Below are 13,531 nucleotides of genomic sequence, written 5' to 3' on the forward strand. Positions count from 1 at the left end.
CTTAGTTGGAATTAGACATTCGTTTATTTGATTGTTGAATAAGCGTTCTGACGAGTTTGCTGGCCGCATCCGTAACTTAGAAAGTCAAGCCACTGAATCTGCCTGCCGATACAACCGACCCATGATCAGCGGCGTAAGATACATCGGGATCTGATAAGCGCCGATAAATACCATGATGGGCACAGTCACTTCGGGGGGAAGCGCGACGAAGAAGATAGCAATGTTTCGGTTTCCAGCTATCAAGGAAACCGCTGTTGCCTTTGCAGGAGGGAGACTAGTGCGCGTCAATCGGAACGAGACCACTTGAGCACCAAAATTGATAGCACAAGCAAACACAATCCAAAATATCGCCACACCTGGGTTAACTATGGCCACCGCACTCAATGATGGCATCAGGCCGACCACAAATACGGCAAGCGTGATCGTTGCCGCGCCTTCCATATTCAGAAGCGTGGCGTTTGAAGGCTCGCGAAGAACCGTCCTCCGCAACACAATGGCAGAGAGGATAGCGACCACGATGGTAAGAAACAAACGAAGGGTGGTCATTAACACAGCCTGCATATCACCCAATTCAGGCATCAGCCAAAAAATTGGTAAGGCGGTAATTGGCAGCACAGCAGTCCCCGCCACGACCAGCCGCATCGCGTATTCTGCGGGATATCCCATCATCAGGCACATATTGGGGCTGCCCGAAATAGATGGAGCCGCTGCCATGATTAGCAACGACAGAAAGACCGGAGTATCAGTCCAGCCACCAACAATACCTACTCCCGCCACCAACAGAGGCATGGCCAGCTGAAAGGCAACGATTGTTACGGCAACCTGCTTCAGATCAACCAGCGAACCCAAAATGGCACCTGGTTTCATCCGCAGCAGCGTTAGAAAAAGCAACACCATGACCAAGGGTGGAAGGAACGGCCGCATTGGTTCGGCCAGCCCCGGCACCAAAAGACCTGCGACAAGCCCCGACACCAAGACATATGGGCCGTGACGTGCCGCGAGGTGAAGCGGGTTCAAGGCGTTCTACCCGCCCGGACTTTGGCGCAGGTTTTCAGGCAACCAGGTGGCCAGTTCAGGGAACCAGATCAGAACAAAAACCATGAGCACCATGATCAGGAACATAGGGATAGCAGCACGCGCGATATAGCTCATCTCGTGGTTGGTCATCCCTTGCATCACAAACAGGTTGAACCCGATGGGCGGTGTGATCTGCGCCATCTCGACGACGACCACGATGAAAATCCCGAACCAGATGAGATCAATCCCGGCGTCACGGATCATCGGTTCGACAACGGCCATGGTCAGCACGACCGAAGAAATCCCATCGAGAAAACAACCCAAAATGACATAGAATACCAGCAGGACCATCAGCAGTTCGAACCGTGTCAACTCCCACCCCGCGATTAGGTCCGCCAGCCCACGCGGTAGGCCGGTAAAGCCCATCGACAGAGACAGGAATGCAGCGCCCGCAAGGATCAGGGCAATCATTGCGCTGGTGCGGGTCGCGCCCATCAGGCTTTCAGCGAAGGTCTTCCAATTCAGAGACCCCTGCCCTGCGGCCAACAACAGACCTCCGATCACGCCAAATGCGGCCGCCTCTGTCGCGGTGGCATATCCCAGATACATGGACCCGATTACCACCATAATCAGCAAGATCACCGGTAATAGGAAACGAGAGTTCTTGACCTTTTCAGAAAAGGTCAACTTGCCCTCGTCGTTGGGGTTCCAGTCTTTGCCAACTTTGGAATAGATGGCGACGTAGCCCATGAACATCGCAGCCAGCACAAGGCCAGGCAGAATACCCGCAAAGAACAGCTTGGTAATCGATTCATTGATTGTCACCCCATAGACGATCAACGTCAGCGACGGTGGGATCATTAGCCCAAGCGTTGCCGCTCCGGTTAGTGTGCCGATGACCATGCGTTCGGGGTAGTTGCGCTTTCGCAGTTCCGGGATTGACATCTTGCCAACCGTAGTCAGCGTGGCCGCAGAAGACCCCGAGACCGCAGCAAACACAGTACAGCCTACGATATTCGTATGCACTAACCCGCCAGGCAATGGTGCCATCCACGGTGAGAGCCCTTTGAACATGTCTTCGGATAGTCGCGTGCGGTAGAGGATTTCGCCCATCCAGATGAACATCGGCAAGGCGGTCAGCGTCCAGGATGACGACGCCGACCAGATAGTCGTGATCATCACATCGCCCACAGGGCGTGTTGTGAATAGTTCCATCCCGACCCATGCTACGCCCATAAGGGCCAGACCGACCCAAACACCGGTGCCCAGCAAGGTGAAGAGGACAAAGAGGAAGAGGATAATGACGGATATATTCTCCATGCTCTTACTCTCCGTGGCTCTGATCGGCCAGATCACGGGTGATGCGGTGATCACCCTTGAACAGGACGTGGAACAGGTGATCGGTGAGCGCGATGGCGAGAATGACGGCTCCGATCAGCATGGTTGATTGAGGTATCCAAAGGGCGGTTTTGTCCTGCCCCTGGCTTATGTCGTTGAACTTCCAACTCCAGTAAACAAATCGATAGGCGTACCAGCAGAAATACCACATGACGGCAGAGCCGATGGCAAAGCACCAGATTTCGAGAATTCTGCGAAAGCCATCGGGAACCGCATTCAAAAGGATGGAAACCCGAATATGGCTGCCCCGGTTTAGGGCGTTGGCGAAGGCCAGAAACGACGCAGCAGCCATCGCGTATCCTGCATAATCCGGCGCGCCGGGAAAAACTTCGCCGGTCCAACGGGCCAGCATTTGCACCACAATCAACACCAGAATGGCAATCAGGCTGAGCGCCGCCAGAACCCCTGCTGCCAGATAGATGAAATCCAGTACGGACCTGAGCCCTCGCATTGCCGCCATGCTGTCCCCGCTGTGTTTTGTAGATTGGGAGCAGGCGGCAGGTTGGACCGCCGCCCGCATTGGAGTGGTTACTGAGAGTTGAACGCGTCGACGATGGCTTTGCCTTCGTCACCAGCGGCCTCAAGCCACTCGTTCGTCATGGTGACGCCGATTTCTTTCAGCTCATTTGTCATCTGCTCGGACGCAGGACCAACGGTCATACCGCCATCGCGCAGACCCTGAAGCGTAAAGCCGGTATATTCCTTGGCGCGCCAGTTACCGGCATACTCGGCCAGTTCCGCACAGCCTTTGATCACATTCTTATTGGCGTCCGAAACACCAGACCACACCTCTGAGTTGACCATCACATAGTTGCGCGGCAGCCAGGCATCCACCTCATAGAAGTAGTTCAGGCTTTCCCAGACCTTGCGGTCATATCCAGTTGAGCCGGACGACACCATGGAATCCGCCACACCGGTTGCAAAGGCCTGGCTGATCTCAGCCGCCTCGATAGTGACTGGCAGCATCCCGGTCAACTCGGCCAGCCGCGAAGTGGCATTGTTGTAGGACCGGAACTTGATCCCTTCCATATCCGCAACCGAGTTCACTTCGTTCTTGAAGTACAGACCTTGCGGTGGCCATGGCACGGCATAAAGCAGGGTCAGGTTCTGCTCGGCCAGCAGCTTTTCAATCGAAGGTTTAGCAGCGTCCCAAAGCTTGGCGCTGTCATCAAATGACGTTGCCAGGAACGGGATCGAGTCAAAGCCAAACAGCGCGTTTTCGTTCTGGTGACCAGACAGCAGACGCTCACCAATTGGGGCTTGCCCGGTCTGGATCGCACGCTTGATGTCGGCACCTTTAAACAGCGAGCCAGAAGGGTGCGTGACAATCTCAATCTCGCCACCTGTGCCGGTGGTGACGCATTTGGCAAACTCCGCGCCCGTGGCCGAGTGGAAGTTTGATGCCGAATAGGCCATCGGCATATCCCATTTCTCGGCCATTGCAGGTGCGGCTGCGGCAGCTGTCAGAGCGGTTGCCGCCAGAAGGCTTGTCAGTTTTTTCATCATGTTTCTCCCTGTTAAGTTTTGACGCGCCGGCGTTCTTCGCCAGTCATTTCTATATTGCGAAACGCGAGGGTGCATAGACGCTCATGTCTGTGTTCGGGGTTCTGCCCGCAATCATCTGGGCCAAAAGTCGCCCCGTTTTCGGCCCGCCTGTCAGGCCTATGTGATGGTGCCCAAAGCCCATATACGCACCGCTGATCCCCGGAGCCTCACCAATAATTGGGATCGAGTCAGTTGGTGCTGGGCGGTGCCCCATCCATTCCACTTCCTCCTTCCATGTCAAACCCGGAAAGGCCATCCGGGCATTCTTGCGCATCAATTCAAACGGCGCGCGCGAGGGTGGCGCATCAAGCCCGCCAAACTCCACAATGCCAGCCAAACGAATGCGGCCATCCATCGGTGTGGCAACAAATTTGCCAGAAACCACCATGACCGGACTGCGCGGCATGGCAGAAGGCTCCACCAATTCAAGATGATAGCCGCGTTCGCTCTCAAGGGGAACAGAAATGCCCAGACGCTTGGCTAGAGGTCCTGACCAAACGCCTGCGGTTACGATCGCAGTGTCGCACGGGATGGTTTCCCCACCCGTACGAACGCCGGTTACCTTTCCATTTTCCTGAACCACATCATCAACCGCGGCACGAAGGATCGTCCCTCCATTTGCTTCCACATACGCCGCCAGATCTTTGACATAGCGACCCGGGTCAGTGATATGGCCGTGGTCCGAGAGCTTCGCAGCAAAACCGATGTCTTCACTATAGACCGGGTCATAGGCGTGGAAGGCTGGGCCTTCCAACTCGTCCCATATGAAACCGTTCCGACGACGAATGTCCCACCCAAATGCGTCTTCCTTGTAATGCGTCCGGTCTTTGTAGAGGAACAGGTAGTCGGATGGCACGATCCACTTTTCAGCGCCAGTGCCCTCGGCCAGCGCTTTATGGTCGTTCAGGCTATCGCCAACAATTGGTGTCAGAGCTGCAGCGATGTGTTCCACATCTGATGCATTCGCATGACTCAGATAGCGGGTCATCCAAGGGACCAGCTTTGGCAGGTACCCCCATTTCAAAAACAATGGCTGCGACGGGCTGAGCAGCATTTTGGGCGCTTTTCTGAGAAGCCCCGGAACAGTCACTGGCACAATCGAGCAGGACGCCAGCACGCCCCCATTGCCGTGGGAGGTCCCCTCCCCCGGTCCCGCCTTGTCGATCAGGATTACCTTATGCCCTTCCCTCTGCAGCCATACCGCTGCAGACACGCCGACGATCCCGGCACCGATGATCGCTATGGTCTTCTTCTCGCTCACGCCGCCACCGCCTTTGCCACTGCAAAATGGTCAAGTTTGGCTATATCTGGCCTATTGCCGAGACCAGGAGCGTCAGGGACGACCACCTCGCCGCCGCTGACTTGGAAGGGGCTTTCCAGAATGTCTTCTTTCAGGAAATAGGAAGCTTGGTAGAACTCGCAGCCCAACGTGATCTCAGGGGTTGCCGCAATCATGTGCGTTCCTGCCAGATGTGCCAGTCCAGCCTCGAACATATCGCCGCCATAGGCTGTCAGACCATGTGCTGCAGCAACGCGGGCCACAGACTGCCCCCGGGTCAGACCACCGGATTTCATGATTTTCACAGATACCCCATCACAAATGCCCTCGCGCGCGGCACGTTCCATATCTTCAGGGCCAAAGACACTCTCATCGGCCAGCAGCGGTACGTCGATCATTTGTCGTAGCTTGCCCATCATACCGAAATGGTGGGCCCGGACGGGTTGCTCGATGAAATCCGGAGCGAATTGCGCAACATCACGTACCTGAGCGGGAGCATCCTCAATACTGAGCCCCTGATTATAATCCACTCGAACCGAAAGCTCCGGATAATTCTGAGCGAGATACTCTAGTCGCATGATATCAAAGGCGTGATCCTTGAACCCGGTTTTGAGCTTCACAAGGCGAACACCATCCGCCTGCAACCGAGCCAAGAGGTCAATATCCTGCACAAAATCTGGATTCGCGATAGAGCAACTGAGCGGGATGGTCTCACGACACCGCCCACCCAGAAGGGACCAAACCGGAACTCCGCTGATCCTGCCTGCAAGATCAAGCAACGCAGTCTCCAATGCGGCCTTCGCTTCGGTGCAATGTGCGACCGCGTAAGCCGCCCGCGCCATGATCGCTGACCGATTAGCGACCACCTCTCCGACCACGAGTGGGCGCAGATAACGATCCAGGGCTGCGTAGGTGGCTTCGGGGGTGCCTGTGAAAACGGACCAAGGGGACGCTTCACCAAACCCTTCGTTGCCGTCTTCGGACTTGAGACGCAGAACAACGACTTCGCAGACGCCTTCAACGGACCCAATACCGTGATCTCGGCGCGAGGTAACCGGCAACTCAAGGTGCCAAAGATCATAGCCTATGATTTTCTGTGACAGATTGCCCATTGCGCCCCCAGCCTATGGCGAGAGCCTGCCTTGACCGAGCTATCATTTCAAATACTATATTATCTAGAGATCATAAGAAAAAATGATACTGTAAAACATGTCCCTGCGTTTTCGTCAGCTGCAAGCCTTTCATGCAATAATGGAGACCGGAACCGTGACAGGCGCGGCTTCGGTGCTTGGAATTTCACAGCCGGGTATCAGTAACCTTCTGGCCCAACTCGAACGAGAAGCGCGGCTACCTCTATTTGAGCGTAACAAAGGGCGCCTTCTGCCTACGCCAGAAGCTGAATTGCTGTATCGCGAGGTTGACACGGTTGTTCGAGGCCTGGACCACGTGGCGCAGGCCGTCACGGATCTGCAGAACAAGCACCCCGGCCAATTGCAGATCGCCGCACCACATCTTTTATCCTTCGGCTTCATGCCGCGTGAGATTGCTCGCTTCGCCAAAAGCCGCCCGAACCTATCGGTAAGTTTTCAATCGCAATATTCCTCGAAGATTCAAGAGTGGGTAATCTCTGGCTTGTTTGAGATCGGCATTGTCGAGATGCCCATTCTGCATGACACGCTAAACTACCAAGTCTTTCAGTTTGAAACACTGGCAACCTTCCCAGAAGGAAGCCCATTGGCTGCCCATGATGTGCTCACACCCGAGATACTCGAAAACGAACCGTTCATCGTGATGGGTCCTGAACATCAAACACACAGGCGGACCAGGGACATCTTCCAATCCGCGGGGCGCACCTGGCGGACTCAGATCCACACCCATCTGTCCGAAAATCTGCTGAGCTTCGTTAAGCAAGGTATGGGGGTTGCGATGATCGACCCCTTTACCGTTACTTTTGATGGCGAGAGCGGGTATCAAACCCGCCCTTTCCGACCCGCCGTGATGCTGGATCTGGCAATCATCACCGCCAAAGGACGCCCTCTTTCAACGATTGCTCAGGATTTTATGGCCCAACTAACCCCTTCGATCGCCTCCTACGCGACCCACTCTGAGACGGGTGCTGCCGCTTCGTGAAGCTGTTGGGAATGGATGTCGACCAGTGTCGGTCCATCATGCTCAATCGCCTGTTTCAGAACTTTCGGTAGATCCTCAGGGTCTTTGACTGTCCAGGATTTCACACCGAAGGCGCTTGCGACGGCGGCGTGGTCGGTGCGGTTGAAATCGACGTTGTAGTAGCGCTGGCCAAACCCCGCGTTCTGTCCCGCTTTGATCCAGCCAAAGACTGAATTCGAGAACACGATCGATGTGATCGGCATGTTGTGCCGCACCATGGTTTCGAACTCACCACAGGTAAATCCAAAAGAGCCGTCCCCCATCACGGAGAGCGTTTTGACCGAAGGCCGCCCGATATGTGCGCCCATAGCAGCACCCAAAGAATACCCCAGCGCCCCATGGGCCCGATTGGTAATGAAATGCCGACCGGGTTTCCGCCAGCGGTAATGTGCACTGAAATAAGGACATGGCGTGCCTGGATCAGCGACCACAATCGCATCGTCATCCAAAATATCCATCAGCGAAGCCATAACCGCTTCGGGACGGATCGGTGTTTTGTGGCTAGCAGCGAGTGAGTTGAAGGCCGCCATCTTGGCCGCCCATGCGGCGCTGGCTTTGGCAGCACCACCAAGCTTTGGCAGATCACTCCGTTCTTCCAGCGCTTGGGCCAAAGCCTCAAGTGCCAATCGGGCGTCGGCACAAATTGCAACCTCGGTCGGATAATTGGCCCCGATCACCATCGGATCACTGTCGATATGAATGATAGTGGCATTGCGCGCGGGGCTTCTCCAGCGTTCAGTCGTAACTGATCCTGCACGACAGCCGATGAGAAGAACGACATCGGCTGCGTCCACCACTGCACGGGTGGCAGGTACCCCGCCATTCGACCCGACGACACCCAAGGCAAGAGTATCTGTTTCGGCGATGGAACCCTGCCCGGATACTGTCGTGGCAACGGGCATATCCAACAGCGCCGCGACACGGCGCAGGGCGTCTGTGGCTCCGGACAAAACAGGTCCTCCCCCGCAGACCGCCACTGCGGATTTCGATTCCGCGAGTATTTCTGCAGCCGCCTCGATCGCGTCCGGATCAGGCCCTGCGCGCTCGGCTGGATAACTGCGATGCCGGGCATCCGCCCAGATTTCGGCCTCATCGACCGGCGCTTTCTGAGTGTCAAAGGGCAGAGCAAGATGTGTGGCCCCGGGAGTTCCAGTTGTCATCGCTCGAAAAGCAGCACGCACCATGGCTGGCAGTCGCGTGGCATCATCCAGTGATGCGTTCCACTTAGCCAGCGGTTTGAACAACGCGGGCTGGTCCAATTCGGTGAGCGGATACTTCCCCCGACTGGTCGTTGCCACATCTGAAGTAATTGCCAATATAGGGACCGAGCTTTCATTGGCCTCGACCACACCGGGTAGAATGTAGGTCGCCCCACCCCCAGAAGGGCCTTCGCATACACCTGGCTTACCAGTCACCCGTGCGTAACCATCTGCCATATAGGCTGCATGACGCTCGTCCCGGGTCAGAATGTGCTGAATACCATGATCCATGCGGGCCAGCGCGTCATAGAACGGCAGGGTTGTATCACCACACAAGCCAAACATGTGCTTAACACCATGCGCTTCCAGCATACGAACCATTGCTTCGGCTCCGGTCAGATAATTCGTTCCCGTCATGGTAGATACCCTTTCGATTCTTCCTGCACACAGTACTGTATACAGTTTTGTATATTGATTTCAAGAACGGCGTGTGGCACCTGTAGATCAAGGAGAAATGCTTATGGCGGGTCCACGCGTTGATGACATCTACGATCAGGTGAAGGCGATGGCGGTCTCATTCCGCCTGCGTCCCGGCGATCGATTGAACGAAGTCGCACTATCGAAAGAATTGGGTGTCAGCCGGACCCCATTGCGTGAGGCTTTGAACCGGTTGGTCGCAGAGAGATTGTTCGACTTTCGCCCAGGACAGGGTTTCTTTTGCCGCCCTCTGGATGCCCAAAGCATTTTTGACTTGTTCGAGTTGCGCCAAATCATCGAAACCGCCGCAGTTCGAGCGGCGTGTACTAAAGCCTCTTCAGAACAATTGCAGGCGCTCCATGATGAGCTGTATGCAACCGGTATCGATATCACCGGATTGACGGTCGAAGAAGCGGTGACCCGGGACGAAGCATTCCATCTAGGAATAGCCAAACTATCCGGAAACAAAGAGTTGCTGCAGACGCTGACACGGATCAACGAGCGCATTCGCTATATTCGCTGGATTTCCATGAGCCTTGACCGGGTTCAGCGATCGAAAGACGAGCATAAACGTGTCATGCAGGCACTGATGGACCGAGATGCCGATGAAGCTGCACGGGTTTTGGGCACCCACATCAACAAGCGGATGGATCAGGTGCAGGATGCGGTGCGCCATGGGATATCCAGTATCTACATGGAAGGGTCCAAAGATATCTCAACCCGCATCATTCAGGAGGCGCAGTCATGATCGCGAAGGGCGGCAAATCTATCTATGGTGCATCCGTCGGGATTCTCATGCTGGACGCCCAGTTTCCGCGGGTTCCCGGCGATATGGGGAATGCGCAGACATGGTCGTTCCCGGTGTTGTATCGCATTGTTCGCAACGCTTCACCTGATCTTGTGGTCCGGCAACGGGCAGAAGGGCTGCTGGACGCGTTCATCGACGCCGCAAGGGACCTTGTCAAAGATGGGGTGGACGGGATCACCACCAATTGCGGCTTTCTCTCGCTGTTTCAGGAAGAACTGGCCGACGCGGTATCTGTCCCTGTAGCAACCTCCTCTTTGATGCAGGTTGAGATGGTCAATCGCGTTTTGCCTGCCGGAAAACACGCCGGAGTACTGACCATATCCGCATCGACGCTGAGCAAAGAACACCTAAGAAAAGCTCGTGTTCCCGAGGGCACACCTATCGGCACAACCGAAGGAGGCATCGAATTTACCTCGGCAATCCTTGAAAACAAACTGACATTGGATGTGGACAAAGCCCGCACCGACAATGTCAAAGCAGCGCTTGCCCTTCAGTCCGACAACCCTGACCTTGGCGCCATCGTGTTGGAATGCACCAATATGTGCCCCTACGCGCCGGATATTCAAAAAGCGACAGGCCTGCCCGTCTTTTCCATCGTGTCTTTCATAAACTGGTTTCATGCCGGACTAACCCCGCCTGAGTACCTGTAAAGTCCCAGAACATAGGAACTGCCACTAAACACTTCATTTAGGAAACCCATATCACCTTCCCTACGGTTAATATGTTAAGGAAAGCGCTTGACCTCAGCGGGCATATTACTTAACATGTTTATCAAATAATCGCAGAGAGAGGGGCTATGCCGCATTTTCACGTCGACTACTCGGGAAACCTCGAAAATATCGTGGACATGAGCGGTCTGTGCGAATGCCTCCGCGCAACAGCCGCGGATATTGATACCTTCCCAACGCCCGGAATTCGCATTCGCGCGGTGCGGGTCGATCACTATGCCATCGCCGATGGAAACCCGGCCCACGGGTTTATCGATATCTCGATCCGCCTGCGCGCAGGTCGCAGTGAAGATGTGAAACAAGACGCCACCCGGCGCATCTTTGAGGCAGCCAATACTTATCTGGCCCCGGCTATGGCCCGCCATTCAATCGCATTGTCGCTGGAAATGCGTGACATAGACCCTGAGCTTTCCCCAAAAACCGGCACGATCCGCGACCATATGGGCGCGGCCCGTCAGGAGACCTGATACATGAGCGCACTGGACAGCAATATCGAAAAACTGGCTGGCTATCTGACCCGTTTCAAGGAAACTGGAATCAGAAACCGGATCAATGGGAAAGACCACGATGGCTCTGGTGGTGTGTTTCAATCCACGACACCAGTTGACAAAAGCACCATCTGTGATGTTGCCCGCAGCACCGAGGCTGATGTAGATGCGGCGGCCCAAGCCGCAAAGGACGCTTTTCCAGCGTGGCGGGACATGCCCGCAACGGAACGAAAGAAAATTCTGATCAACATTGCTGACGCAATCGAGGCGCGCGCCGAAGAGATTGCCCTATGCGAATGCTGGGACACGGGACAGACATGGCGGTTCATGTCCAAGGCAGCTTTGCGCGGGGCCGAGAACTTTCGCTATTTTGCTGATCAGGTGGTGCAGGCCCGCGATGGCCAGCAGTTGAAATCACCAACCTTGATGAATGTTACCACCCGCGTACCGATCGGCCCTGTAGGTGTGATCACGCCATGGAACACGCCGTTCATGCTGAGCACATGGAAGATTGCTCCTGCGTTGGCTGCGGGCTGCACCGTGGTTCACAAACCGGCCGAAGATAGCCCGCTAACCGCGAGACTGCTGGTAGAAATTGCTGAAGAGGCCGGGCTTCCGCCAGGTGTTCTGAACACAGTAAACGGTTTTGGTCATGATGTGGGTAAACGTTTGACTGAGCATCCTGCGATCAAAGCAATTGCTTTTGTGGGTGAAAGCCGCACCGGAAGTATCATCACCAAGCAAGGGGCAGATACACTGAAGCGGATGCATCTTGAACTAGGCGGAAAAAATCCAGTGATCGTGTTTGATGACGCCGATCTGGATCGTGCGCTGGATGCGGTAATCTTCATGATTTATTCGATCAACGGTGAGCGCTGTACTTCATCGTCGCGTTTGCTGGTACAAGATACGATCAAAGAGGAATTCGAAGCCCGCTTAATTGAACGTGTCAACAACATCAAGGTCGGGCATCCGCTGGACCCAGCAAACGAGATTGGCCCGATTGTAACCGAAGAACACTACAACAAAGTCACCAGCTACTTTGACATCGCCAAGGCTGACGGTGCCACAATCGCTGCAGGTGGCGAAAAGGTCGGCGACGAAGGCTATTTTGTCCGCCCCACCCTGTTCACTAACGCCAATAACCAGATGCGGATTGCGCGCGAGGAAATATTTGGGCCCGTTCTGACCTCAATCCCCTTCTCGACCGAGGACGAGGCGCTGACTATGGCGAACGACACCGACTATGGCCTGACCGGCTATGTCTGGACCAACGATCTGACCCGCGCCCTGCGCTTTACCGACAAGCTCGAGGCTGGGATGATATGGGTAAACTCGGAGAACGTTCGACACCTACCCACACCGTTTGGCGGGGTAAAGGCATCCGGCATAGGTCGCGATGGCGGCGATTGGAGCTTTGAGTTCTATATGGAACAAAAGCATATCGGGTTTGCCACAGGGCAACACAAAATCATACAATTGGGTAAGCTATAATAGGCCAACCCGCTCGAAAGACTGAAAATTCAGGAGGAGATCATGGGCGAAATCGTTCTTGCTGCAAAGATGACCCACGTACCCACGCTGCTTATGTCCGAGCAGGAAGGGCCGATAAAAGGCAAACGTCAGCCAGCCATTGATGGTCACCGCGAAATCGCACGTCGCGCGAAAGAGCTGGGTGCAACCACAGTGGTTATTTGTGACACCCATTGGGTGATCAATGCCGGGTTCCACATCAACGCGAACGAGAAGTTCGAGGGGCTGTTCACCTCAAACGAATTCCCTCAGTTCATTCAAAACCTGCCTTATTCGTATCGGGGCAACCCGGAAATGGGGGATGCGATTGCCAAAATCGCATCGGATAAGGGCGCCTATACGCTTGCGCATCATCTGGACAGTCTTGAACTGGAATATGGCACTTTGGTCCCAATGCGGTTCATGAGCCGCGAGCATGACATGAAGGTCGTCTCCGTCGCTGCTTGGGCCACGGTTCACGATCACGACGAAAGTCGGATCATCGGTGAAGCCATTCGCGAGGCGGTCGAGGCCAGCGATGAGAAGGTGCTGCTGGTCGCGTCCGGTTCCCTGTCGCACAAGATCTGGGCCAACAAGGATTACGCTGCCAATAACGGCACATTTACCATCAGCTCGGAATTCAACCGCCAGATGGACTTGCACGTTCTTGAAATGTGGAAGAACGGCGACCACACCACATTCCTCAAGATGCTGGGCGACTATGCCAATTTCTGCTGTGGTGAAGGTTCGATGCACGATACGGCGATGCTGTATGGCGCACTTGGATGGGATGCCTATGACAAGAAGTGCGAGGTCGTGACTGAGTACTTCCCCAGCTCGGGTACCGGACAGACCAATGTCATCTTCCCTGTTTGAACCCTCGAATTGCTGAATCAGAACCTGAGTGTGGC

At 55.1% G+C, this 13,531-nt stretch carries 13 protein-coding genes; 6 read left to right on the forward strand and 7 right to left on the reverse strand.

All coding sequences use genetic code 11. The features are described from left to right. Nucleotides 1-84: 84 nt before the first annotated feature. From ACR0MQ_RS10820 to ACR0MQ_RS10845, 6 genes are all read right to left on the reverse strand, one after another. Complete coding sequence (locus ACR0MQ_RS10820; protein ID WP_480608060.1) at nt 85-945, reverse strand: hypothetical protein; 861 nt, start codon at nt 943-945, stop codon at nt 85-87. A gap of 78 nt (nt 946-1,023) precedes the next feature. After that, on the reverse strand, nt 1,024-2,337 hold the full coding sequence (locus ACR0MQ_RS10825) for a TRAP transporter large permease subunit (RefSeq protein ID WP_170774409.1): 1,314 nt from the start codon (nt 2,335-2,337) through the stop codon (nt 1,024-1,026). 4 nt (nt 2,338-2,341) lie between these two features. Next, complete coding sequence (locus ACR0MQ_RS10830) at nt 2,342-2,875, reverse strand: TRAP transporter small permease (RefSeq protein ID WP_170406962.1); 534 nt, start codon at nt 2,873-2,875, stop codon at nt 2,342-2,344. Between the two features lie 68 nt (nt 2,876-2,943). After that, the gene (locus tag ACR0MQ_RS10835) at nt 2,944-3,918 is read right to left on the reverse strand and encodes a TRAP transporter substrate-binding protein (protein ID WP_170543997.1); all 975 of its coding nucleotides are present in this window, start codon (nt 3,916-3,918) and stop codon (nt 2,944-2,946) included. A gap of 52 nt (nt 3,919-3,970) precedes the next feature. Continuing rightward, a complete protein-coding gene (locus ACR0MQ_RS10840; protein WP_480608063.1) occupies nt 3,971-5,221 on the reverse strand; it encodes an NAD(P)/FAD-dependent oxidoreductase in 1,251 nt (416 codons plus the stop codon). After that, nucleotides 5,218-6,351 carry an enolase C-terminal domain-like protein gene (locus tag ACR0MQ_RS10845; protein ID WP_170774413.1) on the reverse strand — a complete coding sequence of 378 codons (1,134 nt, stop codon included), beginning with the start codon at nt 6,349-6,351 and terminating at the stop codon, nt 5,218-5,220. Before ACR0MQ_RS10845 ends, ACR0MQ_RS10840 begins: the two co-directional genes overlap by 4 nt. A gap of 97 nt (nt 6,352-6,448) precedes the next feature. On the opposite strand from ACR0MQ_RS10845, the gene ACR0MQ_RS10850 reads away from it, so the two are divergent. Continuing rightward, nucleotides 6,449-7,369 (forward strand): LysR family transcriptional regulator, encoded by a 921-nt coding sequence (locus ACR0MQ_RS10850; protein ID WP_170774415.1) that lies wholly within the window; start codon nt 6,449-6,451, stop codon nt 7,367-7,369. On the opposite strand, the gene ACR0MQ_RS10855 is transcribed toward ACR0MQ_RS10850, so the two are convergent. Continuing rightward, nucleotides 7,330-9,024 (reverse strand): thiamine pyrophosphate-binding protein, encoded by a 1,695-nt coding sequence (locus ACR0MQ_RS10855; RefSeq protein WP_480608067.1) that lies wholly within the window; start codon nt 9,022-9,024, stop codon nt 7,330-7,332. The genes ACR0MQ_RS10850 and ACR0MQ_RS10855 overlap by 40 nt on opposite strands. Nucleotides 9,025-9,127: 103 nt before the next feature. Between ACR0MQ_RS10855 and ACR0MQ_RS10860 the strand changes: the two genes are divergently transcribed. From ACR0MQ_RS10860 to hpaD, 5 genes are all read left to right on the forward strand, one after another. Next, entirely contained in the window at nt 9,128-9,832 is a 705-nt protein-coding gene (locus tag ACR0MQ_RS10860; RefSeq protein WP_170475285.1) for a GntR family transcriptional regulator, read from the forward strand. Beyond that, nucleotides 9,829-10,542, forward strand: a complete 714-nt coding sequence (locus ACR0MQ_RS10865; protein ID WP_170543985.1) for an aspartate/glutamate racemase family protein — start codon at nt 9,829-9,831, stop codon at nt 10,540-10,542. The genes ACR0MQ_RS10860 and ACR0MQ_RS10865 overlap by 4 nt, the downstream gene beginning before the upstream one ends. A 146-nt stretch (nt 10,543-10,688) precedes the next feature. After that, the gene (locus tag ACR0MQ_RS10870; protein ID WP_170475290.1) at nt 10,689-11,087 is read left to right on the forward strand and encodes a 5-carboxymethyl-2-hydroxymuconate isomerase; all 399 of its coding nucleotides are present in this window, start codon (nt 10,689-10,691) and stop codon (nt 11,085-11,087) included. 3 nt (nt 11,088-11,090) lie between these two features. Continuing rightward, on the forward strand, nt 11,091-12,602 hold the full coding sequence (gene hpaE / locus ACR0MQ_RS10875) for a 5-carboxymethyl-2-hydroxymuconate semialdehyde dehydrogenase (RefSeq protein WP_480608070.1): 1,512 nt from the start codon (nt 11,091-11,093) through the stop codon (nt 12,600-12,602). A gap of 42 nt (nt 12,603-12,644) precedes the next feature. Further along, on the forward strand, nt 12,645-13,496 hold the full coding sequence (hpaD, locus tag ACR0MQ_RS10880) for a 3,4-dihydroxyphenylacetate 2,3-dioxygenase (protein ID WP_170777039.1): 852 nt from the start codon (nt 12,645-12,647) through the stop codon (nt 13,494-13,496). The last annotated feature ends 35 nt before the right edge of the window (nt 13,497-13,531 follow it).

It is taken from the genome of Ruegeria sp. AN6, assembly GCF_056540425.1.